The organism is Streptomyces sp. NPDC104096 (assembly GCF_055584385.1).
Window position 1 is genome coordinate 42,430 of the sequence record NZ_JBVJMD010000047.1, and the last position, 24,956, is coordinate 67,385.

The following is a 24,956-nucleotide window of genomic DNA, read 5'->3' on the forward strand; positions in this document are numbered from 1 at the left end:
GATCCGATTTCTCCGCGAGCCCCTTCCGACGGGACCAGGACGACGACCTCGCGGGGGCCGTCAGCGGGAAGGCCTTCGGTAGCGGGTGAGTACGGCGGCGCCGGTCTGCTCCGCGGACAGGCAGCGCAGTTCCGTGGGCGGGGTGTCGGCCGGGAACAGGCGGTGGCCGGCTCCCAGGACGGTGGGGAAGGTCAGCAGCCGGTACTCGTCGACGAGGTCCTCGGCCATCAGCTGCCGTACGACGCCCAGGCTGCCGGCGACGACCACGTCGCGCCGCTCGCGCTTGACGGCGTCGAGGAGGTCGCCGGAAAGGATCCGGGAGTTGGCCCAGGCCGACGCATCGGTCAGGGTGCGGGTGACGACCAGCTTCGGTACGGCGTTCATGCGCCGGGAGAACGGGTCGTCGCGGTTCGGCCACAGCCGGGAGAACAGCTGCCAGGTCCCGCGTCCGAGCAGCAGGACCCCGTCGTCCAGGGTGCTCCCGAGCCGGAACTTGTCCCCGGCGACCGCTTCCGGACCGTGCCGGAAGGCCCAGCCGCCCAGCGGGGTGCCGGCCGATCCGTCCGGGTCGGAGACGATCCCGTCCAGGGTGGTGAACTCGATGACGACGACGCTCATGACGAGGTTCCCTTCGGTTGAGTGCTCACCGGTACATACCGGCGGCACCGCCCCGACTCATCGCTCCCGGCGGAACAGTTCGACGGAGATCCCGGACGGCAGGCCGAAGGCGCTGAGGACGCGTGGGTCGGCGAACACTACGTTGTGTGCGACGCGCCCGGCGGTGACGGTGAACACCTGGAGCGTGTGCAGCTCGTGACCGCCGTCGGGCCGCGGCGCGTACGCGGCGAGCGCGGGCTGTCCGTTGGCGGTGAGCTCCCGTGTGCGCCAGCCCGGTCCGCGCATCCGGAACACGCGCTCCATGAACAGGCCGTACGCCCGGCTGCCCCGGTACCACAGCGGAACCGGCGGCATCTCCAGGACCACGTCGTCGGCCAGCAGCCGCACCAGCGCGGGCACGTCGGCCGCCTCGAAAGCCCTCATGTACTTGCGGACCGCCGCGCGTGCCCCGCTGTCGCCGGGCTCGGGCAGCTCCCCGGGATCGCCCGCGTCGGCGAGGGCGGCGCGGGCGCGTTGCAGCGCGCTGTTGACCGCCGCGACCGTGGTCCCCAGCTGCCCGGCGACCTCGGCGGCGGAGAATTCCAGCACCTCGCGCAGCACGAGCACGGCGCGCTGCCGCGCGGGCAGGCACTGCACGGCCGCCACCCAGGCCAGCCGCAGGTCGGCCCGTACGTCCACGTCGAACCGCGCGTCGGGGAACGGCTCCAGCCAGGGGACGTCGGGCGCCGGTGCGAGCGGTGCACCCGGATCGTCGCTCGGCGCCTCCAGCCCGGACGGCAGCGGACGCCGCCCGCGTCCCTCCAGCGCGGTCAGGCACACGTTGGTCGCGATCCGGTACAGCCAGGTGCGCACGGAGGCCCGCGCCGGGTCGTACCGGTCGCGGGCCTTCCAGGCGCGCAGCAGGGTCTCCTGCACCAGGTCCTCGGCCTCGTGGAACGAACCGAGCATGCGGTAGCAGTACGTCAGCAACTCGCCCCGGTACGGTTCGTACTCCATCCGGGCATCATGCCGCACGGGCGCGGCGTGCACGGCGCGATGCCGTGGGGGAGAGGACCAGGTGCCCGGTCGCGAGGGCACGCGGCCGTACGACGTTCCTCGGGCACCCGGTCCTCGGGCGGCGCGGAGGGCTAATTGCCGGGAAGCATGAAGTCGGCCGGGGCGAGGGCGCGGTCGACGATGCGGGTGTCCCCGATCCAGCCGTAGAACCGTTCCTAAAGACCGAGCGGGAGTGGGTCCTGTCTCCAGGACTGTGGTTGCTCAGCCGTGTGCCCCGAACGGTGTTGGGCACGCTGGTCGCCCGCTTTCGCTCCGCAGCCGGGCGGCACGGATCTCGTCCGTGGTCCGGGAAGGCGGGGGCAGGGTCCCTCACGCCCTCGGGTTTCCGGTCCGGCCTGGGCGGTCCGATGCCCCTGCTCATCGCTCCGGTGAGCAGGGGGCGGTGCCGTCCGACGCCGAATGGGATGTCCGAGGGCGCGTCGCCCGATCGCGATGCTCGCGGCATCGTGCCGGGAAACCTTACGAATGTTGCTGGTCAGGGGCTTCTGCCAGTGCTGGGCACCCCACCGGGAGGTGTAGGCCGGATCGACCGCCACCACCGCAATCTCCTGCTCGGCGGCCATCGACACCAGCCGCGCCCTGAGTCTCGCGGTGGGGAAACGGTAGATCAACCGACGGAAACGCTTGTTGCGGCCGTGCTTCTCCCGGCTGCTGCCGTCGGTGAAGTCCAGATCTTCGACGGCGATCGCCGCCGCCCCGGTAGTACGGGTGTGGTGCAGCAGGCGGGTCAGCGCGTGCCGGATCTGCGCGTCCCGGTGCGCGGCCGTACCCGTGAGGTCGTAGAAGAAGCGGCGGGGCTCGCCGACCGGGTTGCCGTGGACGTCCAGGCGCCAGGCGGCGAGGTGGTCGTCGTTCATGTCGACGCCGACCACACCTTGTGCCAGCGCCGCATGGAGCGGCAGCACGGGGATGGGCGCGGGGGTGGTGTGTTGCCAGGAGGCGGTCACATACCAGCGGCCCCGCACCACATCGTGGTGGATGCGGTACGCGACGGCCCGGTCGGCGGTGATCCGGCCGAGCCATTCCCGGCTGCGGTGGGTGAAGGTGACGGTCGCGTTGAGGAGGTAGCGGCCGTGCGGGGCGTTGGCCAGATGTGCCAGCGCGGCCGGGAGTTTGAGGGTGAGCTGTCCGGTGTCGGTGACGCGGATGGTCTCGTTGCCGAAGCGTTTGCCGGACTCCCCGTCGGCGCTCAGGAACATCCGCGCGGCCCGCCACCGCTCCCGCCACACGTCCTTGCTCAGGCCGGCCTGGTCGAGGTGGTGGCGCAGATGGGCGAGGCGTTTGCCGCCGCGCACCACGTGCACCCGACCGGCCGCCCAATCCGCTTCCGCCTTCGCCAGTCGGTCCCGCAAGGTGTGCAGGCGGCGGGACTTGGCATGCCACTTCGCCCGAGAGCCGTAGCCGCGGGCCAGTCCCGCCCGCCGGTCCGCCTTGGCCCCCAGCGGCCGGGCCGGCCGCGCGGTGATCGACGCGATCTGCCCGCGCAGCCACCCCGGCTCGGTCGCCTGCCCGCGCCGGGACAGCGCCCACTGGTCATGCGTGGCCTTGGTGATACTGCCCGCCCACCTGGCGGACGAGACGCCGGTCAGCTCCCGTTTGCGCACCGCCCAGGTGACCGGATCATGCTCCGCCCCCTGCCGGACACGCGAGGCGAGATCACCTGCGGCGAGCGAGCCGAGGAACACCCCGACCTCGGCCAGCACCGCCACGTCCGCCCGCGACACCCGCAGCCTGGCCCGGACCGCAGCCCCCGTGGGACCGGGTACTACGAACGACGCCGCCACCTCCCGCAACCCACCCACTCCCGCCCGCCCAACGCCGCACCACTCCAGCCACCCCGCTCGACGAACCCCACCCGAAAACGTCACGCATTCGACCGACAAACCCCCGTTCCCACCCACAGCACCCGCCACACGCCGCCAGCCGCTCACCCATGCTCACGAAAGCTCACTCGTCCATGATCAAACGGCAGCAACTCCGAACCCCTGGCCGAACGCCTCGGCGAACTGGGTGCTGCCGATGACGAAGGGCTTGCCCAGCGTCTCGATGCCGGTGGCCGGCTGGGACGGGTTACGGGTGATCCTGGAGTCGTCCACGTACATGACATGAACCGGTTGGCGTCGGCGGAGGCAGGGACCGGTCGGCTCGTACGATCCCGCGTACGACGGCCGCCGATCCCGCGGTGTGCCGCGGTCACCGGGTCACAGGCTCGTGAGGAGGTCGTCGAGCGGGGCCGGCACCTGGCCGGGGGCGAGCGCCTCGACCAGGAGGCGGCCGTAGCGGATCTTGCGGCCCTTCTTCGTGCCGAGGAAGCGCCGCAACTGCGCGTGCCGGGGCCGCCCGTGGTGCGCGGGCTGGTGCCGGAAGGTCTGCCAGGCGCGCAGGTCGCCCTCGACGCGGACGATCTCCTCGACCCGCGCCGTGCCCAGCGCGCGGATCAGCTCGTCCTCCAGGTCGCTCACGCACACGAAGAAGTTCGCGTGCGGTGCCCCCGCCCGCTCCAGGCCGCGCTCGTAGAAGCCCTGCTCGCCCTCGTCGCACAGTCCGGTCAGCCGCAGGCCGAGGCCGGGCGGTCCGAGGAGGGCCGCGTAACGGCCGACGTTCATCGCGCCGCCCATCGGCACGGCGCACACCCCCTCGGCGGCCAGGTCACGACCGCGCCGGACGGCCAGTGCCTCCACGGCCGCGAGGTCGCTCGCCCCCTCCAGCAGCACCGCCGTCCGTATCCCGAGGCGCACCGCCAGATCGGTCGCCGGCCCGCCGGGGCCGCCGGTCGCCCAGCCGCCCACCGCGTCCCGGAACGCCACCATCTCCGCCATGGTGGGAGTCTGCCCCTCCGGCGGCGGCACGGCACGGGATTATCCGGCGGCCCCCGACGGCTCGCCGTGCGGCCCGGGGGCACAGAGCTCCGGACAGGAGGGGGCCCGGCAGGCGGGCCCCCCTCCTGTCCGGAGCTCTCGGAGCTACGAGCGCTTCGCCCCGCTGAGCGTCGCGTAGACCACGACGTTCCGCTGGTACCCGGCGCCCCTGACGTATCCGGCGCAGGTGATCAGGCGGAGTTCGGGCCGCTCGGAGCGGTCGTAGACCTTCTTGGCGGGGAACCTGTCCTTGTCGTAGACCTCCACGGCGTCGACGGTGAAGACGGCCGTGCGCCGGTCCGCGCGGTTGACCTCGATCGTCTCGCCCTTGGTGAGGGCGCCGAGCTGGTAGAAGACGCCGAGGTCGCCGGCGGGCGTGTCCACATGACCCACGGTCACGGCCGTGCCCCGCGAACCCGGTGCCACGCCCTCGCTGTACCAGCCGGCGAGGTGGGCGTCGTTGGCCGGTGGCGGCCGCAGCACCCCGGCCTTGTCGAGGTGCAGCTTGGTCATGGGGGCGTTCACGTGGATGGCGGGAATGCGGATCCGGACGGGCTCCGCGCGGGGCAGCGGCGGTACGGCGGGGGGCGCCGCCGAGGCGGTGCCGCCCGCCTCCGGCGGGGCGAAGGCCTGCTCGGCGGACGGCTCCGGCGGTGCCTGCTCGTGGTTCAGGGCGCTGATGACCAGCACGCTGCCGGTCACCAGCGCCAGGGCCAGAATCGTGGCCGGGGGGACGAACCGGCGCGAGGGTGCGCTGGTCTTGCGCCGGAGTCCCGTACCGGTCCGGTTTCTCGACTGCGGCCGGATGCGGTTCATTCCCGCGGTCCTCGCGGCTGCGCTGCCGGGTCGATGCGGCGGGGCGGGGGGTCAGGCGCGGGCGCCGTGCGGACGGCGGCGCATCCTGACCAGATATCCGGCGCCGGCCGCGGCGACCAGCGCACCACCCACGGCCAGTTGCGCAGGGTTGTCCTCGACCTCTCCGAAGCCGGCCGCGACGGCGCCGTTCGGCTCCCGGCCGCCGATCTCGTAGGTATCCGTGATCATGGTCCGTGGCGGGCACTTCACGGTGATGGTGTCGGTGCCGAGATCCTGCCCGTCGGGGATCGTGAACTCGCCGGTGAGTTCGCCCTCTTGGTCGCCCTCGAAGAGCTGGAACGATCCGGCCGCCTTCGACTCGCCCTTGCCGAAGGTCTCGCCCGGGGCGCAGCCCTTGGCGGTGACGGTGACCGTGGAGCCCGGGGAGGTGTCGCCCGTGATGCGGAGGCTGGAGCCGTTCGAGTCGGCGACGGCCGGACTCGCCAGAGCCAGGACACCGATGAGCAGGCCGATACCGACGCCAACGGGGTTGTTTCGCATGGGAATCCTCCAGAAGTGCAAGGGACCGGCCTGTGTGTGCGGTGCCCCGGTGGGGCTCTACGGACGAGGAAATCGATACCCCGTCAGCTTCGCAACAGCAACCGTCGGTGTGCGCTTCGCCCGGACAGACGAAGCCGCGGCGCTCGAGGATCCGTTTGCGCAGGTCGCCGGAGCACGGGCCGGCGCGAGGCGGGTACGCCCGCGGGGCGGCGGATGGGCTAACGGCCTCCGTCGCCGACCTCGCGCATGGGCGTGCGCCCTCGTCGCGCGTCCCACGACGAGTTCCGCCGTGCCGGGCGCGATGCCGGGGCGCGCATTGACGCGTCGGAGATTTCCGACGTAACGTTGAGGCATGCCGACCGACGTGTTCGCCGTCCTGGCCAATCCGGTGCGACGCAGACTGCTCGAAAGGCTGCGGGAAGGGCCGTGCTCCGCGAGCGAGCTGGCCGGGATGTTCGAGCTCGGCAGGCCCGCGGTCTCCGAGCACCTCGCGGTACTGCGTGGCGCCGGACTGGTGCGCGAGGAGCCGCGCGGCCGGCACCGCTTCTACCACCTCCAGGCGGACCGGCTGGTCGAGGTGGGTGAGTGGCTGCACCCGTTTGAACAGTATTGGCAGCAGCGCCTGGAAGCGCTCGCCGATCTTCTGGACGAGGAAGACGACACATGACCGAGAACGACACGATCACGTGCGAGAAGTTCCTGCCCCACCCCCCGGCGAAGGTGTGGAGGGCGCTGACCGACCCGGACCTGCACGCCCGTTGGTGGGCGGCCGGCGACGTCAAACCCGTCGTCGGGCACCGCTTCACCCTCGACATGGGCGACTTCGGTCTCCAGCCCTGCGAGGTGACCGAGGTCGACGACCAGCGGCTGCTGGCCTACCGGTTCGCCGAGGGCGTGCTCGACACCACCGTCACCTGGGAGCTGCGGCCGGAAGGCGAGGGCACGCGGCTGGTCCTGACCCACGCGGGCTTCGATCTCGACTCCCCGATGGGCCGACAGGCGTACGACGGTATGGGCAGGGGCTGGCCCCACGTCCTGACCCGCCTCGACACCGTTCTGGGCGAGACCGCCTGACCCCGCGTCCCGCCGGGCGTGTCTCGAGCGATGACGGGCCCGGCACCGCTAGCTTGGTGATCCGGGCCCTGCCGAACCGTGTACCTGACCAGCGCGGTGCGGGAGGGCCTGTTTCCGTCTGCCGTCCGCGTCTGTCGCAACGGTGCCCCTTCTGTGGTGATGTGAGTCACAGGATCCTGGCCACCCTTGCCCGTGGACCGCGATCGGCATTTACTTGGAAGTCCTAGTAGTTATACGTATGGTGATTCTTGGCCTACTCGTGTGTCCGTGTGCCCGCGCGGCCCCGGGACGCCGCACCCAGGCGTTGCAGTTTCCTCAGGAGGGCATGTGTCCATAGCCGAGCCGGTTGCATCTCCGCTGTACCGGGCCAAGCACCCTGTCCGCTTCGTCACCGCGTCGGCGCTGTTCGACGGCCATGACGCGGCCATCAACATCATGCGGCGGATTCTCCAGGCCCAGGGTGCCGAGGTGATCCACCTGGGGCACAACCGGTCCGTGCAGGAAGTGGTGGACGCCGCTCTGGAGGAGGACGCGCACGGCGTGGCCGTCTCCTCGTACCAGGGCGGCCACATCGAGTACTTCGAGTACCTGGTGAAGCTGCTGGGCGAGGCGGGCGCGGGCCATGTGCGGGTGTTCGGCGGCGGCGGGGGCGTCATCGTCCCCGAGGAGATCGCCCGGCTCTCCCGGTCCGGGGTCCGGATCTTCTCCCCGGAGGACGGACAGCGCCTCGGACTCGCCGGGATGATCAACTCGATCATCGAGGAGTGCGACACCGCGCTGTGGCGCCAGGCGCCGAGTGAGCTGTCCGCCGTGCTGGCCGGTGACCGCCACGCGCTGGCCCGCATGATCAGCGGCCTGGAGGGCGGATACGTTCCGGAGGCGGATCTGGCGGTGCTGCGCGAGGCCGCGGCGGCACGCAGCGTTCCGGTGCTGGGCATCACCGGCACCGGCGGCTCGGGCAAGTCGTCGCTGACCGACGAACTGGTCCGCAGGCTGCGCACCGACCAGCACGACCGGCTCCGGGTGGCGGTGCTGGCGGTGGACCCGAGCCGGCGGCGCGGCGGCGGAGCGCTGCTGGGCGACCGGATCCGGATGAACAGCCTGGACGGCGACCGGATCTACTTCCGGTCCCTGGCCACCCGGGGAGTCCGCGAGGTGCCGGAGGCGCTGTCGGACGTCATCGGCGCGTGCAAGGCGGCCGGGTACGACCTGGTGATCGTGGAGACGCCGGGCATCGGCCAGGGCGACGCGGCGATCGTTCCGTACGTCGACGTCTCGCTGTACGTCATGACGCCCGAGTTCGGTGCCGCCTCCCAGCTCGAGAAGATCGACATGCTGGACTTCGCCGACGTGGTCGCGATCAACAAGTTCGAGCGGCGCGGCGCGGCCGACGCCCTGCGCGACGTCGGCCGTCAACTGGTGCGCAACCGCGAGGCGTTCGGGTCGCGCCCCGAGGACATGCCGGTCTTCGGCACCAGCGCCGCCACGTTCAACGACGACGGTGTGACCGCTCTCTACCAGCAGCTCCGGGACCGGCTGGCCGACCGCGGCCTGGCGACGGCCGAGGGCGCGCTGCCCGCGGTGACGGTACGTCACTCCAGCGGCGCGGCGCAGATCGTGCCGGCGAGCCGCGTGCGCTACCTGGCCGAGACGGCCGAGACCGTGCGCCGCTATCACGACGAGACGCAGAGCTGGGCCGAGCAGGCACGTCGCGTCCAGCAACTGGACTCGGTGTGTGAGCAGTTGAGCGCGGCCGGGCTGCCGGTGGCGGATGTGCAGGGGCTGCTGGAGCAGGCGCGGCACCGGCTGGCGCCGGAGGCGCGGACGCTGCTGGAGCGGTGGCCGGCGACCAAGGAGGCGTACTCCGGCGACGAACTGGTGGTCAGCGTGCGCGAACGCGAGCTGCGCACCGCGCTGACCCGCGAGTCGCTGTCCGGGAGCCGGGTGCGCCGGGTGGCGCTGCCGCGCTACTCCGACGCCGGGGACCTGCTGGGCTTCCTGCGCCGGGAGAACCTGCCCGGGTACTTCCCGTTCACCGCGGGCGTCTTCCCGTTCAAGCGCGAGGGCGAGGACCCGGCCCGGATGTTCGCGGGCGAGGGCGACCCGCAGCGCACCAACCGGCGCTTCCACTACCTCTCCAAGGACAGCCGGGCGACCCGGCTGTCCACGGCCTTCGACTCGGTGACCCTGTACGGCCGGGACCCCGGCGAGCGGCCCGACGTCTACGGCAAGGTCGGCACGTCCGGGGTGTCGGTGGCCACCCTGGAGGACATGAAGGCGCTCTACGCGGGCTTCGACCTGGTCGCGCCCACCACCTCGGTGTCCATGACCATCAACGGTCCGGCCCCGACCATCCTGGCGTTCTTCCTCAACACCGCGATCGACCAGCAACTGGACGCGTTCCGCGCCGAACAGGGCCGCGAGCCGTCCGAGCAGGAGGCGTCCGAGGTCCGTGCCCGCACGCTGGCGACCGTGCGCGGCACCGTCCAGGCGGACATCCTCAAGGAGGACCAGGGCCAGAACACCTGCCTGTTCTCCACCGAGTTCAGCCTGCGGATGATGGCCGACATCCAGGAGTGGTTCATCGACAACCAGGTGCGCAACTTCTACTCGGTGTCCATCTCCGGCTACCACATAGCCGAGGCGGGGGCGAACCCCATCAGCCAGCTGGCGTTCACCCTGGCCAACGGCTTCACCTACGTCGAGGCCTACCTGGCCCGGGGCATGGACATCGACGACTTCGCCCCCAACCTGTCCTTCTTCTTCTCCAACGGCATGGACCCGGAGTACTCGGTCCTGGGCCGGGTGGCACGCCGGATCTGGGCGGTCGCGATGCGCGAGCGCTACGGCGCGAACGAGCGCAGCCAGAAGCTCAAGTACCACGTCCAGACCTCGGGCCGCTCGCTGCACGCCCAGGAGATGGACTTCAACGACATCCGCACCACGCTCCAGGCGCTCATCGCCATCTACGACAACTGCAACAGCCTGCACACCAACGCCTACGACGAGGCGGTGACCACACCGTCCGAGGACTCCGTCCGGCGCGCGCTGGCCATCCAGCTCATCATCAACCGGGAGTGGGGGCTCGCCATGAACGAGAACCCGCTCCAGGGCTCGTTCGTCATCGACGAGCTCACCGACCTGGTCGAGGCGGCGGTCCTCGCCGAGTTCGAGCGGATCAGCGAACGCGGTGGCGTGCTCGGCGCGATGGAGACCGGCTACCAGCGCGGCCGCATCCAGGACGAGTCCATGCTCTACGAGCAGCGCAAGCACGACGGCACGCTGCCCGTCATCGGCGTCAACACCTTCCGCAACCCGCGCGCCGCCGGCGAGAGCACCACCACGGTCGAACTCGCCCGGGCCACGGAGGCCGAGAAGCAGTCCCAGCTGGAGCGCGTCGTCGACTTCCAGGACCGGCACCGCGACCCGGCGCAGGCCGCCATCGCCGCGCTCAAGGAGGCGGCCACCACCGGGCGCAACGTGTTCGAGGTGCTCATGGACGCCGCCCGCGTGTGCTCGCTCCAGCAGGTCACCGAGGCCTTCTTCGAGGTCGGCGGCCAGTACCGGCGCAACGTCTGACCCGCTGCCGCCGACGGCCGCCCCGCACCGTGCGGGGCGGCCGTCGGCGCTGTGTCGCCGTGCGTCGCGCGCGTGGGTGCGGCTCCCGGGGCCGGCCGTCAGCCCGCCGCGGCGGTGAGCGCCGCGAGCGCGCCCGCCTGGGTACGCCAGTCGGTCTGGTTGGGGGGAGTGCCGGCCCAGCGTTCACCGAGGGAGTTGAGGGCGCTGCGGTCCCGGTCCCACAGTGTGTCCGCCTGCTTCTGGACGTAACCCCGGTAGGCGCTGGAGCCGGTGGCCTGCGCGAGGTCGGCGAAGTTGCGCATGAAGACGCCCTTGAACTGCTTCTGGTTGTCGTCGCAGGACGCCGGGCCGAGGTCGCAGGACTCGGTGAGCACCCCGTCGCGGGTCAGCGCCGGGCTGCTGATGGCGGCGTCGGCCAAGGTCCGCGCGGTGGTCAGCAGTGAACCGTCCCCGGTCGTCCGCCACAGTTCGGTGAACGCGCCGACGGCCAGTCCCTGGTTGTAACTCCACACGGTGCCGCCGTTGTTGGCGCAGGAGGCGGTCAGCCCGTCGTTCACCAGACCCGAGGAGGCGATCAGCCCGCTCGACCGGTACCAGGCGGCGGCGGTCCTGGCCCGCTGGAGCCATACCGTGTCGCCCGGGAGGCGCTGGTGCAGCGCGGTGGTCAGCCAGAGGTACTGGCCGTTCGTCACCGCGTTCTTGTAGGTGCGTTCCCGGTCCCACCACACCCCGCCTCCGCACGTGCCGGGGTCCCAGTACTGCTGGACGTACCCGGCGATGGTGACGGCCTCGTCGAGGTAGCGGGAGTCGCCGGTGTAGTCGTAGGCGTCGATCCAGGCGATGGCCCACCAGCCCGAGTCGTCGACGGAACGGCTGATGAAGTGGCCCTCGATCGCGTCCGAACTGCGCACGCCGGCGGCGAAGACGCCCTTGTTCCGCGCGTAGGTGCGGGCCACGACCCAGTCGTAGTCGTGGGTGCCGGTGGTCCTGGCGAAGTCGACGAGGGCGGTGAGCGTGGCCGCGGAGTTCCACCAACTGCTCGGCCACCAGCCGTTGTAGGGGTCGTACGCGGACATCAGCGCGTCGGCGGCGGCGCGGAGCCTGGTCGGTGCGGGCCTGGCCCATGTGGTGCAGCTGCCCTCCTGGTGTCCGGTCGCACGGCCGCAGGCGCGTACCGCACCGCCGTACAGCAGGCCGCGCGGGTCGCGGGTGGCGTACATGACCGTACGGGTGCCGGTGGCACCGCCCGGGACGGCGGTGCGGCCGAGCGAGGAGCCGTCCGGCCAGGTCGAACCGCCGTCCCAGGAACGGTCCAGCCAGATCTCGTCGCCGCCGGCCCCGGATCCGACGCTCGCCCACGCCATGGAGTTCCTCTGGTCGAGGTGCAGCCGGATGGTGCGGCCGTAGAGCGTGGTGGACGGCACGGGCTGGTCGTCGCCGGCCGCCCGGGCGGCGTCGGTGCGGTCGCAGAGCACGTCGCAGACGGTGGGGTAGACCCAGTCCGTGCAGCCGACGACGGCGGCGTCGCCGCAGGCCCGGACCAGCCCGCGGCGGTGGCCGCGAGGGTCGGTGAGGTTGTACATCAGCGTTCTGGTGCCGGTCCAGGTCCCCGGTATCGAGGCCTTGCCGAGCAACCCCTCCCAGGTGGCGCCGCCGTCCCAGGAGCGGTCCAGCCACACCGAGTCGCCGGTGACGCCGTCGTCGATGCTGGCCCACGCCATGTCGTCCGCGTCGGAGACGTGCAGTTCCAGGCGGCGGCCGTTGAGGTTCTTGTCCGGCACCGGAAAGCTCTCCTGCCGGGCCGACGAGGGGTCCAGCGTGTCGCAGGACAGAACGCACACCTGGGTGGCGGCGGCCGCGGGCGCGGTCGCCGGGACGAGCGCAGCGCACGCGAGGACGGCCGTCACCAGGAAGTCGAGGAACCGCGATCCGACAACGATGTCGGCGCTGCGCAAGGACACCGGAACTCGCCTCGCTCTCACGCTGGGGGATGCCGCTCGGCGGTCCCGGCCGACGGCCCTCGACGAGCCGGACGGGGGCCGAGTCCGGTCCGTACCTGCCTTCCTGGCAGTGAACCGGCGTGGCAAGTCCCTGTCAATTCCCTCGACAGGCCTCCGGGACAGGCCGGTTCAGGACATGAGTCACGGTCGACCGGGGGCGCAGGACCGGCAGCCGCCTTCGGTGTCAGTGGCTCCCCGTACGGTGTGCGCATGGTTGATCGAGGCATTCCGCCGCACTCGCTGAACGACTTCGGGACCTGGGCGCCCGTGCTGCGGCTGCTGCGGGACAACCACGCCGACGGGCAGGCCGCACGTACCGGCCGCGTGGCGGGAAGCATCGGCAGGCACGGCTGGAGTCTGCCGCTGCGGCGCCCGATGCCGACGCCCGGTCGCGCCGCCCAGGTCGAGGACGTCCGGGACGAGTGGGAGGCGGCGGAGCGGGTGCGGTCGGTGCTCGCGGACGCCGGTGTCGAGGAGATCGCGTTCACGGCGACGATATCGCCGAGCGGGAGGACCGTGCTCCGCCTGCGCGCGCCCAGCCCCGCCGTGGAGTCCGGCATCGGCACTCCGCACCCGGGGACGCTCCTGCTGGTCGAGGGCGCCGTCCCGCAGCCGTGGCGCTGCCTGCCCGATCCGGCGCCCGGGGCGGTGCCGTCCCCCTCGGCGGACCCGGAACTGCTGGAACGGACGCTCCGTGAGCGGCTGCCCGACGCCATCGGCGCGACGGAGGCGGAGATCGCCGCCGCGGAGGCACGCCTCGGCGTGACGCTGTCCGAGGAGCTCAAGGCGATCTACCGGGTGACCCGGTCCCGTTGGGAGGACTGGGGCGACGACTACGAGGCCGCGACACGTCACTGGACGGCGGTCGGCTGCGAGCTCTTCGGCCTGGACGACCTCTACATCGCCGACGCGGAGTCCCGCCCCTGTCCGTGGCGCTTCGCGGCGATGAAGGCGGTCGACACCCCACCCGACGCCGCGGTGCAGGGCGTGGTCGGCTCACCCGGCTGGATCGCCTTCGGGGACACCGGCGGTGGCGACCGGCTGGCCGTCGACCTCACCCCCGGCCCGGCCGGACTTCTGGGGCAGGTCGTCATCCTCAGCCATGAGGAGTACACCGGGGCCGCCCTGGTCGCGGACTCGTTGACCGACCTGGTGACGAACCGGCCCGGCGAACGGCGCGGGCGCTCGGGCGGAGACCGGCCGTCGCCGGTGGCGTACGTCAACATCCGCCGCCTGCCGAGCATCGAGGCCGCCGTCCACCCGGGCCTGGAGGTCCTGTCCATCGGCGTGTGGGAGGATCCGCCGCTCAGTCTCGCCCCGGTCGTCGGACTGCCCCGTCTGCGGACCCTCAGCGCCTACCCCGGCACCCTCGCCGACCCTCTGGAGATCGCCGGCCTCACCGGACTGGAGTTCCTGGAACTCGGTCCGGACGAATGGCGCGTCCTCCTCGACGCGGGAGCCGTCCCGCGAAGCCTGTCGGCCGCCGCCGTCATCGTGCACGGCGACCGGGACCCCCAGCCGATCGTGACCCTGGTCAACGAGATCCTGACCCTCTGGAACCGGCCCCCGATCATCCAGACCGTCCTCGAAGGCGAACTGTGAACACCGCGAGGGCCGAGGGGAGGTCCGACCGCTGAATCGACCGGTACGGACGCCGCCGCGACGTGCACGATAGGCGCATGACGAGCCTCCATCACCCACAACTGTCCGGCCTGGGACGGAATCCGGCGGCCCCTGAGCACGTCCTGGTGCGTCTGGCCGCGCACCGGGCGGGCCGGCACGGGCTGTCACTGCGTCGCGGCCGACTGGAGGACGCCGTCGCCGAGGCCCTGCTGGCGCACGGCGACGACAGCATCGCTCTGCGACTTCACGGGGACCGGATCTCTCCGGCGATACGTCGCAGGATCGCCGGGCATCCCGTTCCGGCGATCCGTGACGCGTTCGTGAACTTCGTCCGCGACATGGTGGACTGCGGGGCGGGGATCGGCATCACCGCCCTGGAGGAGGCGTACGGCCTGCCCCGGACAGCCCTCGTCGGCGCGCCGGGCGCGAAGCTGCGCGCCGCGGTCGCGCGGGCCTGGCACGACCGGCCTCTCGCCGTGCAGGTGGGACTGCTCGCCGACCCGGATCCCGCGGTTCGCGCAGCCGCCACCTTTCACCGGCGGCCGGGTGTGCCGCCGGAGTGGCGGGACCGGTGCCTCGCCGACCCGGCCGTGCGCGCCAACGTGGCGGGCTACGTCCCGCTCACCCCGGACCAGTTCGCACGACTCATGCGGAGCGAGGACGAGCGGGTCCACCGGGCCGTCGCCGGAAACCCGCACCTGTCGGCGGAGATGGTCGCCCGGCTGTCGGACGTCGAGGACCCACAGGTGCGGGTCGCGGTGGCGCAGAGCCGTCACGTCGACGACGCGACGCGGCACCGCCTGTACGCGCTCGTGGAAACCCAGCGCGCGGCGGGCAGCACCGCCGCCGAAGTTGCTCTGAACCGGAGCTCCACCGAGCCGGAGTGGTTGCGCGAAGTACCCCTCGACGAGCGGATCGCCTGTCTGGACTCGCCGTTCACGGCATTTCGACATGTACTGGCCACCTGTCGTGATCTGCCGGAAGAGGCATGGCGGCGGCTGGACGCCGACCCGGAACTCAGGGTCCGCCAGGCCGCCGCCCGGCGGCCGGACACCCCGCCGGAGGTGCTGGAACGGCTGGTCCGCGCGGACGGCGACGTCTTCCATGCCCGGCCGCTGCTCGTCGACCACCCCAACTTCCCCCGTCACGCGCTGCGTACGTTCGTCGACGAGCCGAACCCGGACGTCCGGTACGTCGCCCTCCAGGACCCGGAACTGCCCGTGGCGGACCTTCAGCGACTCGCCGAGGCTGCCGAGTCCTCTCTTCGCCGGGGGGCGGCCCGCCACCCCAAGGTGACGGACGCGCTGCTGGAGCGGCTGCTGTCGGACCCGGACCCCGAGGTCGTCGACGCCGCTGCCGCCAACTCCGCCCTGCCGTCGGCCCGGATGCACCGCATCCTCGCCGATGCCGATCTATGACGGATGAGGAGGCCGACCATGGTCGCGCCGTGCCGCGCCGACCGTCGGCCGCGTCAGGACTCCTGGGCGTGCTTCGCAGTCGTGTGCGCGGGGGTGGGGGCGGGTGTCGCGGGCAGGGTCAGTTCGAACCGGGCGCCTCCGGAGGGCGAATCGGTCGCGGTGAGCGTGCCGCCGTGGCGGCGTGCCACGTCGCGGGCGATGGCCAGGCCCAGTCCCGCGCCGCCGTCGTCGCGGGCGCGCGCGTCGTCCAGTCGTACGAACCGCTCGAAGATCCGCTCACGTTCGGCGGCCGGTACACCGCTGCCGTCGTCCGCGACCGTGAGGACGATCCGGTCGCCCCGGGCCGTGACGCGCACGACGACCTCGGCGCGCGCGTGCCGCTGGGCGTTGTCCAGGAGGTTGCCGATCACCCGGGCCAACTGACCGCGCGAACCCGCCACCTGGAGTTCCTCGTCGGCGTGGAGGGCCACCGGGGTACGGTCGGCGGGGCGGCGCCCCAGCTCCTCGCGGACCAGCTCGCCCAGGTCGACCCGGCCCTGCCCCGGCCGCTCACCGGCGTCGAGCCGGGCGAGCAGCAGCAGATCGGCCGCCAGGTGCTGCAACCGCTCGGTGTCCTTGACCGCGCCGGGGACGTCCAGCAACTGCGGGTGCGCCGAGCCGACTTCGAGCTGGGTGCGCAGCGAGGCGATGGGGCTGCGCAGTTCGTGGGAGGCGTCGGCGACGAAGCGGCGCTGCCGGTCGACGGCGGCCTCCAGCGCGGTGAGCGTCTCGTTGGTGGTGCGGGCCAGGCGGGCCACCTCGTCGTGCGAGGCGGGTTCCGGTACGCGCCGGGAGAGGTCCTCCGAGGCGGTGATCGCCGCCATCTCCCGCCGGATGCCCTCCACGGGGGCCAGAGCGCGCCGGGTCACCAGCCAGGTCACGCCGCCGACGACCAGCAGCACCAGCGGCAGTCCCGCCAGCATCGCCACCGCGGCGCTGCGCACGGCGCTCTCGCGGGCCGCCAGTGAGGCGCCCGCGTGGACGAGCACCGTCCGGCCGCCGAGGTCCGTGGCCTTGACGGTGGCGAACCGGTACGGGGCGCTGCGCCCGTCGACCACCGCGTGCCCGGAGCCCTCCTGGACGGTGTCGCCGATGGTCCCGATGGCCGGGTCGTCCGCCTGGGGCGTCGAGCCGCCGACGGAGCCGCGGTCGTCGGTACCGCGGTCGTCCGAGCCGTGGTCGTCGTCCGTGCCGTGGTCGTCCGAACCGCCGCTGCCCGACGCGCCGTCGGTCGGGCCGTCGTCGCCGCCGCGGTTTCTGTCCCGGCCGCGGCCGTGGTCGTCGACCGTTCCGGTGCCGAGTTGGGTGGCGGGGTTCGGGGCCGACGCGGGGGAGACGGACGGGGACGGCGACGAGGACGGGGCAGGGGTGGGGGAGGCGGCGCTCCGTGGCACGCGTACGGCCGTCACGCCGGTGCCGCTGATGCTCTCCAGCCCCCCGCCGACGGCCAGCAGACGGCCGCCCTCGTCCGTGACCTGCACCGGGATTCCCTCCCGCGCACCCTCCGGCAGCGTCAGCCGGGCGTCGCCCCCACGCCAGGTGGCGACCCCGAGGGCGATCCTGCGGGCCGTGTCGTTGGCCTCGCTCTGCGCCTGCCCGGTGAGGTTCGTGCGCAGCGACATGAGCACCGCGATCCCGGCGGCCACCAGCGCGACCGTCACCACGGCGGTGGCCCACAGCACCATCGTGGCCTTCACGGAACCGAACGGCCGCCGCTTCACGAGGCCGCCATCCGGTAGCCGGCGCCGCGCACGGTCTGGATCGTGTCCGTGCCGAGCTTGCGGCGCAGCGTGCTGACGTACACCTCGACGATGTTCGGGTCGCCGTCGTAGGCGAAGTCCCAGACGTGCTCCAGGATCTCGGGTTTGCCGACCACCTGTCCGGCCCGTGTCGCGAGCTGTTCCAGCACGGCGAACTCCTTCGCGGTGAGCGTCACTTCCGTCTCGTCCCGGCACACCCGGCGGGCTGCCGTGTCGACGACGAGGCTCCCGACGCGCAGGATCGGCGACGCGCCGGCGGAGCCGCGGCGGCGCAGCAGCGCCTTCACCCGCGCCACCAGCACGACGTACGAGAACGGCTTCGTCAGGTAGTCGTCGGCACCGGTGTCCAGGCCTTCCGCCTCGTCGTACTCGCCGTCCTTGGCCGTGAGCATCAGGATCGGCACGTCGTGGCCCGCCGCGCGCAGGGCCGCGCAGACGCGATAGCCGTTGAGGCCCGGCAGCATGATGTCGAGCACCACCAGATCGTGGACGCCCTCGGCGGCCAGCCGCAGGCCCTCGTTGCCGTCGTGGACGACGTCCACGGCGAAGCCCTCGGCCCGCAGGCCCTTCGCCAACGAGAGCGCGAGCCGCTTCTCGTCCTCCACGATCAACAGGCGCATGTCCCCAGCCTCCCAGACGGAACCTGAAGGGATCTTCAGGTGGCTTCAGGTGCCCTTCAGCTTCCCCCAGGCACATTGACGTCATCAAACAGCAGGACACAGACGACACACAGGCCGGGCAGCCGTCCGGCCGGGGAGGCTCGACATGAAGCGCACCGCGACCATCGCCACCGCCCTCGTGACCGCCGTACTCATCGGCGGCGGCGGGTACTCGGCGCTCGCCACGGGCGGCACCGACCGGCACGGCGGCGGTCCCGAGGACCGGCCGTCCGCCGCCGCCTCGCCGGCGCCCACGGCGTCACCGTCGTCGGCGTCCCTGACGGCCGCCCAGGCGGCGGCCGCCGCGCGCGAGGCGTACCCGGGCACCGTCGTCAGGGTCGAACTCGACGACGACCACCCGGGTTTCTGGGAGGTCCACCTCGTCGGCGCCGACCAGGTCCGCCGTGAAGTGCGGGTGGACGTCCGTACCGGCGCCGTCGTCCTGGACCGGCGCGGCGGCGACGACCGCGCGGGTGACGACCACGGCACGCACACCGGAGCCGACGACCGCGGTGGGCGCGACGGGGCAGGGGACGACCGCGGGCGCGGAACCCGCGGACAGGACGACGCCCCGGGTGACGACCGCGGAGGCTCCACGGGCGTGGGCGACGACCTCCCGGGTGACGATCACGGTGTCCACGTCGGCGGGGACGACCACCTGAACGCGGGTGACGACCACGGCGGTGACGACGGCGGCCGCGACCGGGGCCACGGCGGTCACGGCGGTCACGGCGGCGACGACGACTGACGGAAGGGGCCGAGGCGTCGGGCCGCCGACCCGCGGCCCGACGGTGGTCCCGACGCCGGTCCGCGGCGGGCGACGTCCGTGCGGGTCGGTCCGCGGCGGGTGACGTCCGTGCCGGTCAGCGCGTGGCGAGCAGCGTCCGTGCCACGGAGCGGAGTTCCGCGTCCGGATGCCCTTCCTCCGCCAGACGCGAGTCGCCGAGCAGGCGGCGCGGGGAGTCGGCGAAGGAACGCAGGGTCGGGCGGAGCTCCTCCGGGACCCGGCCGGTGGCGGCGAGCGCCTTGAGGGCACCGAGCCCGACCGGCGTGGCGCCGATCAGCCCGACGAGGACGGGGACGGCGCGGTCCGGGGACCCGGTGATCCGGTGATGGGCCTCCGCGGCCGCCATCCGGGTCCACTCCCGCTCGGCGTCCAGCAGCGGCTCGATCGACGGCAGAAGCGGAGCGGCGGCGCTGCCCATCGGTTCCAGACGGCTCAGGTACCAGTGGGTCTGGCCCGGGCCCGGGAGCAGCGGTTCGAAGACGCGAAGGACCGTGTCGAGGTCACCGGTCAGCTGGTGGTGGGCCACGGCGGCCGCGCTGGTCAGGGAGGGGTCGGTGCCCCGCGTGGCGTCGTGCAGCAGGTCGGTGATCTCCCGGGTCCGTACGCCGTTGTGTCCGAGCCGGCGGGCGGCGACGACGGCCGCCCGGCCGGTGCGCAGGCAGTCGACGAGTTCGGGCTCGGCTCGACGGGCCGCGGCACCGAACGGCGCCAGCGCCTCGACCAGCGCGATGCCCGCGTTGCCGGTCGCGCCCGCCGCCAGCTCACGGCGGATCACGGGGATCAGCCGGTCGGCCGCGTCGGGAAAGTGCCGTGCCGCCGCCGCGAGCGGCCGGGCGCCGGGCCGGCGCAGCACCAGTTCCAGGGCCCGGGGGTCGCGTGACCGCGTCAGGGCGAGGAGCGCGGGCTCGGCGGTCTCCTCGTCGGTGACGGCGTACCGGTGCAGGGTGTTCCTGAGGTCGGCGCCGGGCTCGGGCAGGAAGCCGATCCAGGCGGCGACGGAACGGAGCCGACCGGTGAGGGCGCGGGCGTCCTTCTGGTGCGCGAGGGCGGCCAGCAGCAGGTCCAGCACCTCGCTCTCGCGGTCGCGCCACCGCTCGGCGATGTCCTGAGCCAGCCATGAGCCGTGCGACGCATGGTCCCCGGCCGCTATCCAGCGGGCGGCCACCGCGAGGCAGCTGTCCGGGTCCCGGGTGAGCAGCCGGGTGAGCCGCGCCTCCTGGGTGCTGGTGTCCGACCACGGGAAGTCGTCCCCCGGTGCGGTCCCGGCGCCGTCCTCGGCGACGACCTCCACCAGCTCCGCCGCGTACGGCGGCACGGACCGCTCCATGCCGAGCAGGGCCGCCGCCAGCCTGACCTGGGGCAGCGGGTGGTCGAGGGCCGCCGGCTCCCGGCCGAACCGGGCGAGGGCGACCAGCGCGTCGGCCCGCACCGCCGGGACGGGGTCGTCGGCGTACAGCGTGTCGAGCCGCTCCACGACGTCGGCGCGCGGTTCCGCCGGGATCAGGTCGGCCACGGCCGCGACCGTCCGGATCGCCGCCCGGCGCACGGCCCGTTCGGTGTCGCCGAGGCAGGGCAGCAGGTCCGGGAGCACCCGGCAGAGCTCGGCGCAGATCGCTGCGGTAGGACTGCCGGGCCAGTGCGGCGAGTCGACGGCCGTCGGGTCGTGGTCGGCGAGGACGGCGAGCAGCATCAGCAGCTCGTCGCGCCTGCCCGGGGCGTGCAGGACGGCGTGGGCGAGGAAGGGGACGGCCGGTGCCGAGGCCGGGTAGACCGTGCCCTGGTGGTGGATGGTGCCGTACAGCTCACCGATCGCCTCGTCGGCCGACTCCTCGTCGTCGTGGTAGAGCGCCCTGATCAGTTCCGGCACGTCGGCGGCGGGGCCGTAGGCGTGGGTCAGGTCGTGCCACCGGACGCGGTCCAGCTCGGCCGGTGACCTCATGGTCGGCGCTCCTCACGGGATCGGATGCGCCGACCGTACCGATCACCACTGACAGGCCCCGGCGAGGAACCGTGCCACCTCCCCCTATCGCCACCGGAAGCGAATGTAACGCCTGCTACATTCGGTGCTGTGACAGCGAATGATCCTCGGATGCGATGGCTGGTCCTGGTCGTCAGACTGCCCGCCGAGCCCTCCCGGCACCGCGTGGCGGTCTGGCGGGAACTGCGCAAGGCCGGCGCCCTCTCCCTGGGCCAGGGCGTCTGGGCCGTGCCGGACGTGCCCGCGTTCGCCGACGGCATGGAGCGCGCCGTCCGGTTGACGAACGCCGCGGGCGGCCAGGCCATGGCCCTCCACGCGACCGGACGCGCACCCGAGGACGCGGCCGGCTTCGAGGCGATGTTCACGACCGCGCGCAGCGCCGACTGGGCCGAGTTCCTCGCCGACTGCGACAAGTTCGAGCAGGAGATCGCCAAGGAGATCCGTATCGCCAAGTTCACCCTCGCCGAACTGGAGGAGGAGGAACAGAGCCTGGAACGGCTGCGGCGCTGGCACCGCGACCTGACGGCGCGTGACGTCTTCGGCGCGCCCGAGGCCCCCCGGGCGGCCGAACGTCTCAAGCGGTGCGTCGCGGTCTGCGAGGACTACGCCGAACGCGTCTTCGCCGCCCTGCACCGCAACCCGGGGAGCCGGCCTTGAGCACCACGTCCCGCGCCGACCTCACCCCCGCGGTCCGACGGGCCGTCCGGCCGTTGTACGCCGCCGGGTTCACCACCGCCTTCGGCGCGCACGCCGTCGCCGCCAACCTCGGCGGCCTGTCCGACGACGCGGTGACCTCCCTGCTCGTCCTCGGCGGTCTGCTCGCCCTGTACGACGGCGCCGAGGTCGTACTCAAGCCGGTCTTCGGGTCGTTGGCCGACCGGATCGGTGCCAAGCCCGTTCTCCTCGGCGGCCTGGTCTTCTTCGCCGCCGCCTCCGCCGTGTACGCGGTCGCCGACAGCCCCGGCTGGCTGTGGGCCGCCCGCCTGGGGCAGGGCGCCGCCGCGTCCGCGTTCTCCCCGGCCGCCTCCGCGCTGGTTGCCCGTCTCCACCCGGCCGCCAAACGGGGTCGTGCGTTCGGCAGTTACGGCTTCTGCAAGTCCCTCGGCTACACCCTCGGCCCCCTGCTCGGCGGTGCGCTGGTGTGGGCCGGCGGTCTGCGACTGCTGTTCACCGTGACAGCCGTCCTCGCCGCGGCCGTCGCGCTGTGGGCCGTGCTGCTCGTGCCCGTCGTGCCACCGCTGCCCAAGCGGCGCCAGACCCTCGCCGACCTGGCCCACAGGCTCGGCGACGGCAGGTTCCTCGCCCCCACCGCGGCCCTGGCCGCCGCCACGGCCGCGCTGTCGGTCGGCGTCGGGTTCCTGCCCGTCTCGGGAGCCGCGGCCGGTCTCGGCACCGTGGCGACCGGCGCGGCCGTCTCCGTCCTGGCCGCCTGCGCGGCCGTCGTCCAGCCCTGGGCCGGACGCGCCGTGGACGCCGGGCGCCTGACCACCCGTACCGGGCTCACCGCCGGAATCGCGATCACCGCGGCGGGACTGCTCTGCGCGACGCTGCCGGGCCTGACCGGCGTCCTGACCGCGGCCGTGGTCATCGGAGCGGGTACCGGGCTGATCACCCCGATCGGCTTCGCCGCGCTGGCCACCGGCACCCCCGAGGAGCGGATGGGCCAGACCATGGGAGCAGCCGAACTCGGCCGGGAACTCGGCGACGCCGGAGGCCCGCTGCTGGTGGCCTCCGTCGCCACCGTCACCTCCCTCACCGGCGGCTTCGCCGCCCTGGCGGTGCTGCTGGCCCTCGGTCCGCTGTCCGCCGCGGCCGGACGGTCCCGCACCGCCCGACCACCGCGCTGACCTCTCGGCGGGTCACGACGGCCCGGACCGCTCCGGCGATCCGGGCCGGTCCCTCAGCCGGTCACGCCGTCGTGGCACCGCAGGGAGTCGGCGAGATCACCGGGCAACGGGGTGCCGAGTGCTTCCTCCGCCCGCCGCGGCTCGTCCGGTGTCGCCGGTGGCTCCAGACGTACGAAGTCGGAGGCCGCGGGTGCCGCCGGCCGGCCGTCGATGCGGCGCCAGGACTCGGACGGGGGCGGGATCCGCCGTGCCATGGGGCCATCCTGCCCCTTCCGGCCCGGCAACGCGCAGGTGGGCGACCCGGACCCGGACCTCGTCGTCACCGTCCCCCGGCGTGGGCCCCGCCCGCACCGGCGCCGGGAAAGCGGCCGTCAGCGTGCGTCGCGCAGGGTGAGGACGTACGCGGCGGTGAGGGCGACGCCACGGTCCTCGTCCTCGGTGAGACCGGTCAGGGCCCGTGACGCCGTACTCCCGGGGATGTCCGCGAGCGCCTGGGTCAGCCGGCGGCGGGCGGCGGGTTCGAGGGCGCCGTGGGCGAGGCGGTCCACGAGCGCGGTGGCGATCCGGTCGGCCAGCGCGGGCCGGGCGGCCAGCACGCCCAGCGCGTCGGCCGCGTCGACGTCGTTCGCCCCCTCGACGGCCATGTCGACCAGCGTCGGAACGGCCTCGGCCACTCCGCGTGTCCCGAGCGCCAGAGCCGCGTGCCTGCGGACCACGAGGTCCGAGCCGCCGAGGGCGTCCCGCAGCAGGGCGGTCGACTCGGCGTCCGGAAGCTCCGCGAGGGCCTGGACGGCACGTTCGCGCACCGCTGCCTCCGGTGCGTCGAGGCCTTCCGCCAGCAGCGCCGACGCGTCGGCTTCCGCTCGCGCCAGGGCCCAGCGCAGGGCTCCGGCGACATTCGGGTCCGTCTCGCTCAACACCGCCTCGACCAGCGCCTCCACCGGCACCGGAACCTCCGCCGCCGAGGACAGGGCCGCGCGCTGGCGCTTCCCGGCGCTCTCCGACGCCAGCGCCTGGAGGAGGGCGACGATCTGAAGGGCCTCCTCCCAGCCGGCCGGCTCCGCGGCGTCGAGCCGCCGCAGCCGGGTGAGCAGCGCCGTCTCCGCCGCGATGCGTTCTCGCGTCTGGCGGATGAGGTCGTCCACGAGCTCCGCGGGCCGGAAGCCGGGATCGTCCAGCGCGCGCCCGACCTCGCGCAGCGACAGTCCCAGCGACCGCAGGCTCTCGATGTGGAAGATGCGCCGGATGTCGTCGTCGGAGTACTCGCGATAGCCGGCCCGGCTGCGCCCCGTGGGGCGCACCAGGCCGAGCGAGTCGTAGTGCCTGAGCATCCGGGCGCTGACCCCGGACCGTCGTGCCACGTCACCGATCAACACGGCCTACGTTCCCTCCTGGCCGTTCGCGCCGAGGACCGCGACGCGCTTCGCCTCCTCGATCGCGAACTCGAAACCGGCGTCCGGGTCGCGCGCCAGCCGTTCCGTGGCGCGCGCGTGCCGACGCACGCGGGGGTCGGGGTCCGCGTCCGCGGCGCGCAGGGCAGGGAGCATCGTCTCGCCGAGCGCGATCAGCGCCCGGCTGAGGCTCAACTGCGTCTCGCGTCCGCCGCGCCCGAGCTGCGTCGCCAGCGCTCCGGCCAACTCCGCCTCCTCGCCCTCGGGGACGAGCGCGACCGCGGCCCGCCATGCGCTGCGGGCCACCTCGTCGTCGGCGTCGGACAGCAGCGCCCGGGTGATCGCCGGCCACGCCCGAGGGTCGCCGATCTTGGACAGGGTGTGCAGCGCCTGGCCGCGTGCCTGTGCCCGTGGCGAGCGGAGTTCGCCGAGCAGTGCCGGGACCGTGCTCGACGCCGGGTGCCGGGTGAGCGCCCAGGTCAGCATCTCGCGCACATGGAACTCGGGCTCGGTCGCGCAGCGTTCGACGAGCTTGTCGACGGACCGGGGGTCCGGGCTCGTGCCGATCTCCAGCGCCGCCCGCAGCCGCACCGACGAGCGGCCGTCCTCCAGCCCCCGGAGCGCTCGGGACCCGTCCGTTCCCTGTTTCGCCATGGTCATCGGGACCACCTCCCTGGCCACAGTGAAGACCTTGTCACGATGTCAAGGTCAAGGACGGCCGCGCCACGGGCTGCCGCCGCCCGCGGGCCGTCACCCGCCGCCCGTCACCCGCCGTCCGCGGGCCGTCACCCGCCGCCCGTCACCCGCCGTCCGCGGGCCGTCACCCGCCGTCCGCGGGCCGTCACCCGCCGCCCGTCACCCGCCGTCCGCCGCCCGTCACCCGCCGTCCGCGGGCCGTCACCCGCCGCCCGTA

General features: G+C 73.3%; 22 protein-coding genes. 8 read left to right on the top strand and 14 right to left on the bottom strand.

Annotation, left to right across the window (positions count from 1 at the left end; all coding sequences use genetic code 11):
• Positions 1-60 precede the first annotated feature (60 nt).
• The 7 genes from ACZ60B_RS33200 to ACZ60B_RS33230 form a co-directional block, all read right to left on the bottom strand.
• The gene (locus tag ACZ60B_RS33200) at positions 61-618 is read right to left on the bottom strand and encodes a dihydrofolate reductase family protein (protein ID WP_469393636.1); all 558 of its coding nucleotides are present in this window, start codon (positions 616-618) and stop codon (positions 61-63) included.
• Positions 619-675: 57 nt separating this feature from the next.
• The gene (locus ACZ60B_RS33205; protein ID WP_469393638.1) at positions 676-1,647 is read right to left on the bottom strand and encodes an RNA polymerase subunit sigma-70; all 972 of its coding nucleotides are present in this window, start codon (positions 1,645-1,647) and stop codon (positions 676-678) included.
• 182 nt (positions 1,648-1,829) lie between these two features.
• Positions 1,830-3,398 (bottom strand): nuclease/transposase family protein, encoded by a 1,569-nt coding sequence (locus tag ACZ60B_RS33210; protein ID WP_469393641.1) that lies wholly within the window; start codon positions 3,396-3,398, stop codon positions 1,830-1,832.
• Between the two features lie 237 nt (positions 3,399-3,635).
• The gene (locus tag ACZ60B_RS33215; protein WP_469393643.1) at positions 3,636-3,776 is read right to left on the bottom strand and encodes a hypothetical protein; all 141 of its coding nucleotides are present in this window, start codon (positions 3,774-3,776) and stop codon (positions 3,636-3,638) included.
• A 99-nt stretch (positions 3,777-3,875) separates the two neighbouring features.
• Positions 3,876-4,493 carry a TOPRIM nucleotidyl transferase/hydrolase domain-containing protein gene (locus ACZ60B_RS33220; RefSeq protein WP_469393645.1) on the bottom strand — a complete coding sequence of 206 codons (618 nt, stop codon included), beginning with the start codon at positions 4,491-4,493 and terminating at the stop codon, positions 3,876-3,878.
• Positions 4,494-4,637: 144 nt separating this feature from the next.
• Positions 4,638-5,348: a class F sortase gene (locus tag ACZ60B_RS33225; protein ID WP_469393647.1), complete on the bottom strand. Its 711-nt coding sequence runs from the start codon at positions 5,346-5,348 to the stop codon at positions 4,638-4,640.
• A gap of 51 nt (positions 5,349-5,399) precedes the next feature.
• Positions 5,400-5,888: a sortase gene (locus tag ACZ60B_RS33230; protein ID WP_469393649.1), complete on the bottom strand. Its 489-nt coding sequence runs from the start codon at positions 5,886-5,888 to the stop codon at positions 5,400-5,402.
• 352 nt (positions 5,889-6,240) lie between these two features.
• On the opposite strand from ACZ60B_RS33230, the gene ACZ60B_RS33235 reads away from it, so the two are divergent.
• The 3 genes from ACZ60B_RS33235 (at position 6,241) to icmF (ending at position 10,541) form a co-directional block, all read left to right on the top strand.
• Positions 6,241-6,555, top strand: coding sequence for an ArsR/SmtB family transcription factor (locus ACZ60B_RS33235; RefSeq protein WP_469393651.1), 315 nt, complete (start codon positions 6,241-6,243; stop codon positions 6,553-6,555).
• On the top strand, positions 6,552-6,962 hold the full coding sequence (locus ACZ60B_RS33240) for an SRPBCC family protein (RefSeq protein ID WP_469393653.1): 411 nt from the start codon (positions 6,552-6,554) through the stop codon (positions 6,960-6,962). The genes ACZ60B_RS33235 and ACZ60B_RS33240 overlap by 4 nt, the downstream gene beginning before the upstream one ends.
• Before the next feature lie 327 nt (positions 6,963-7,289).
• The gene (gene icmF / locus ACZ60B_RS33245) at positions 7,290-10,541 is read left to right on the top strand and encodes a fused isobutyryl-CoA mutase/GTPase IcmF (protein WP_469393655.1); all 3,252 of its coding nucleotides are present in this window, start codon (positions 7,290-7,292) and stop codon (positions 10,539-10,541) included.
• 98 nt (positions 10,542-10,639) lie between these two features.
• Here icmF and ACZ60B_RS33250 read toward each other — a convergent pair whose 3' ends face one another.
• Positions 10,640-12,502, bottom strand: coding sequence for a glycoside hydrolase family 76 protein (locus ACZ60B_RS33250; RefSeq protein ID WP_469393659.1), 1,863 nt, complete (start codon positions 12,500-12,502; stop codon positions 10,640-10,642).
• A gap of 249 nt (positions 12,503-12,751) precedes the next feature.
• Here ACZ60B_RS33250 and ACZ60B_RS33255 point away from each other — a divergent pair, with 249 nt between their 5' ends.
• Complete coding sequence (locus ACZ60B_RS33255) at positions 12,752-14,143, top strand: SMI1/KNR4 family protein (RefSeq protein ID WP_469393661.1); 1,392 nt, start codon at positions 12,752-12,754, stop codon at positions 14,141-14,143.
• A gap of 77 nt (positions 14,144-14,220) precedes the next feature.
• Positions 14,221-15,582: a hypothetical protein gene (locus ACZ60B_RS33260; RefSeq protein WP_469393663.1), complete on the top strand. Its 1,362-nt coding sequence runs from the start codon at positions 14,221-14,223 to the stop codon at positions 15,580-15,582.
• Positions 15,583-15,635: 53 nt separating this feature from the next.
• Here the strand turns inward: ACZ60B_RS33260 and ACZ60B_RS33265 are convergent, their stop codons facing one another.
• Positions 15,636-17,342, bottom strand: coding sequence for a sensor histidine kinase (locus ACZ60B_RS33265; protein WP_469393665.1), 1,707 nt, complete (start codon positions 17,340-17,342; stop codon positions 15,636-15,638).
• Positions 17,339-18,001, bottom strand: a complete 663-nt coding sequence (locus tag ACZ60B_RS33270; protein WP_469393667.1) for a response regulator transcription factor — start codon at positions 17,999-18,001, stop codon at positions 17,339-17,341. The genes ACZ60B_RS33265 and ACZ60B_RS33270 overlap by 4 nt, the downstream gene beginning before the upstream one ends.
• 145 nt (positions 18,002-18,146) lie before the next feature.
• Between ACZ60B_RS33270 and ACZ60B_RS33275 the strand changes: the two genes are divergently transcribed.
• Entirely contained in the window at positions 18,147-18,788 is a 642-nt protein-coding gene (locus ACZ60B_RS33275; protein WP_469393669.1) for a PepSY domain-containing protein, read from the top strand.
• Positions 18,789-18,903: 115 nt separating this feature from the next.
• Here ACZ60B_RS33275 and ACZ60B_RS33280 read toward each other — a convergent pair whose 3' ends face one another.
• The gene (locus tag ACZ60B_RS33280) at positions 18,904-20,766 is read right to left on the bottom strand and encodes a hypothetical protein (protein ID WP_469393671.1); all 1,863 of its coding nucleotides are present in this window, start codon (positions 20,764-20,766) and stop codon (positions 18,904-18,906) included.
• Positions 20,767-20,916: 150 nt separating this feature from the next.
• Between ACZ60B_RS33280 and ACZ60B_RS33285 the strand changes: the two genes are divergently transcribed.
• Together ACZ60B_RS33285 and ACZ60B_RS33290 are read left to right on the top strand one after the other, a co-directional pair.
• Positions 20,917-21,462: a Chromate resistance protein ChrB gene (locus ACZ60B_RS33285; protein WP_469393673.1), complete on the top strand. Its 546-nt coding sequence runs from the start codon at positions 20,917-20,919 to the stop codon at positions 21,460-21,462.
• On the top strand, positions 21,459-22,652 hold the full coding sequence (locus ACZ60B_RS33290; protein ID WP_469393675.1) for an MFS transporter: 1,194 nt from the start codon (positions 21,459-21,461) through the stop codon (positions 22,650-22,652). Before ACZ60B_RS33285 ends, ACZ60B_RS33290 begins: the two co-directional genes overlap by 4 nt.
• Before the next feature lie 53 nt (positions 22,653-22,705).
• Here ACZ60B_RS33290 and ACZ60B_RS33295 read toward each other — a convergent pair whose 3' ends face one another.
• The 3 genes from ACZ60B_RS33295 to ACZ60B_RS33305 all read right to left on the bottom strand — a co-directional run bounded on the left by ACZ60B_RS33295 (position 22,706) and on the right by ACZ60B_RS33305 (position 24,703).
• Positions 22,706-22,906: a hypothetical protein gene (locus ACZ60B_RS33295; protein ID WP_469393677.1), complete on the bottom strand. Its 201-nt coding sequence runs from the start codon at positions 22,904-22,906 to the stop codon at positions 22,706-22,708.
• A 117-nt stretch (positions 22,907-23,023) separates the two neighbouring features.
• Positions 23,024-24,028 carry a HEAT repeat domain-containing protein gene (locus ACZ60B_RS33300; protein ID WP_469393679.1) on the bottom strand — a complete coding sequence of 335 codons (1,005 nt, stop codon included), beginning with the start codon at positions 24,026-24,028 and terminating at the stop codon, positions 23,024-23,026.
• A 3-nt stretch (positions 24,029-24,031) separates the two neighbouring features.
• A complete protein-coding gene (locus ACZ60B_RS33305; RefSeq protein ID WP_469393681.1) occupies positions 24,032-24,703 on the bottom strand; it encodes a HEAT repeat domain-containing protein in 672 nt (223 codons plus the stop codon).
• Between the last annotated feature and the right edge of the window lie 253 nt (positions 24,704-24,956).

Coding starts and splice junctions, on each gene's coding strand:
- ACZ60B_RS33280 (WP_469393671.1), bottom strand. CDS start 20,766: ATGAGGTCACCGGCCGAGCTGGACCGCGTCCGGTGGCACGACCTGACC.
- ACZ60B_RS33275 (WP_469393669.1), top strand. CDS start 18,147: ATGAAGCGCACCGCGACCATCGCCACCGCCCTCGTGACCGCCGTACTC.
- ACZ60B_RS33225 (WP_469393647.1), bottom strand. CDS start 5,348: ATGAACCGCATCCGGCCGCAGTCGAGAAACCGGACCGGTACGGGACTC.
- ACZ60B_RS33215 (WP_469393643.1), bottom strand. CDS start 3,776: ATGTACGTGGACGACTCCAGGATCACCCGTAACCCGTCCCAGCCGGCC.
- ACZ60B_RS33235 (WP_469393651.1), top strand. CDS start 6,241: ATGCCGACCGACGTGTTCGCCGTCCTGGCCAATCCGGTGCGACGCAGA.
- ACZ60B_RS33305 (WP_469393681.1), bottom strand. CDS start 24,703: ATGACCATGGCGAAACAGGGAACGGACGGGTCCCGAGCGCTCCGGGGG.
- ACZ60B_RS33260 (WP_469393663.1), top strand. CDS start 14,221: ATGACGAGCCTCCATCACCCACAACTGTCCGGCCTGGGACGGAATCCG.
- ACZ60B_RS33230 (WP_469393649.1), bottom strand. CDS start 5,888: ATGCGAAACAACCCCGTTGGCGTCGGTATCGGCCTGCTCATCGGTGTC.
- ACZ60B_RS33200 (WP_469393636.1), bottom strand. CDS start 618: ATGAGCGTCGTCGTCATCGAGTTCACCACCCTGGACGGGATCGTCTCC.
- ACZ60B_RS33295 (WP_469393677.1), bottom strand. CDS start 22,906: ATGGCACGGCGGATCCCGCCCCCGTCCGAGTCCTGGCGCCGCATCGAC.
- ACZ60B_RS33255 (WP_469393661.1), top strand. CDS start 12,752: ATGGTTGATCGAGGCATTCCGCCGCACTCGCTGAACGACTTCGGGACC.
- ACZ60B_RS33220 (WP_469393645.1), bottom strand. CDS start 4,493: ATGGCGGAGATGGTGGCGTTCCGGGACGCGGTGGGCGGCTGGGCGACC.
- ACZ60B_RS33240 (WP_469393653.1), top strand. CDS start 6,552: ATGACCGAGAACGACACGATCACGTGCGAGAAGTTCCTGCCCCACCCC.
- ACZ60B_RS33270 (WP_469393667.1), bottom strand. CDS start 18,001: ATGCGCCTGTTGATCGTGGAGGACGAGAAGCGGCTCGCGCTCTCGTTG.
- ACZ60B_RS33285 (WP_469393673.1), top strand. CDS start 20,917: ATGCGATGGCTGGTCCTGGTCGTCAGACTGCCCGCCGAGCCCTCCCGG.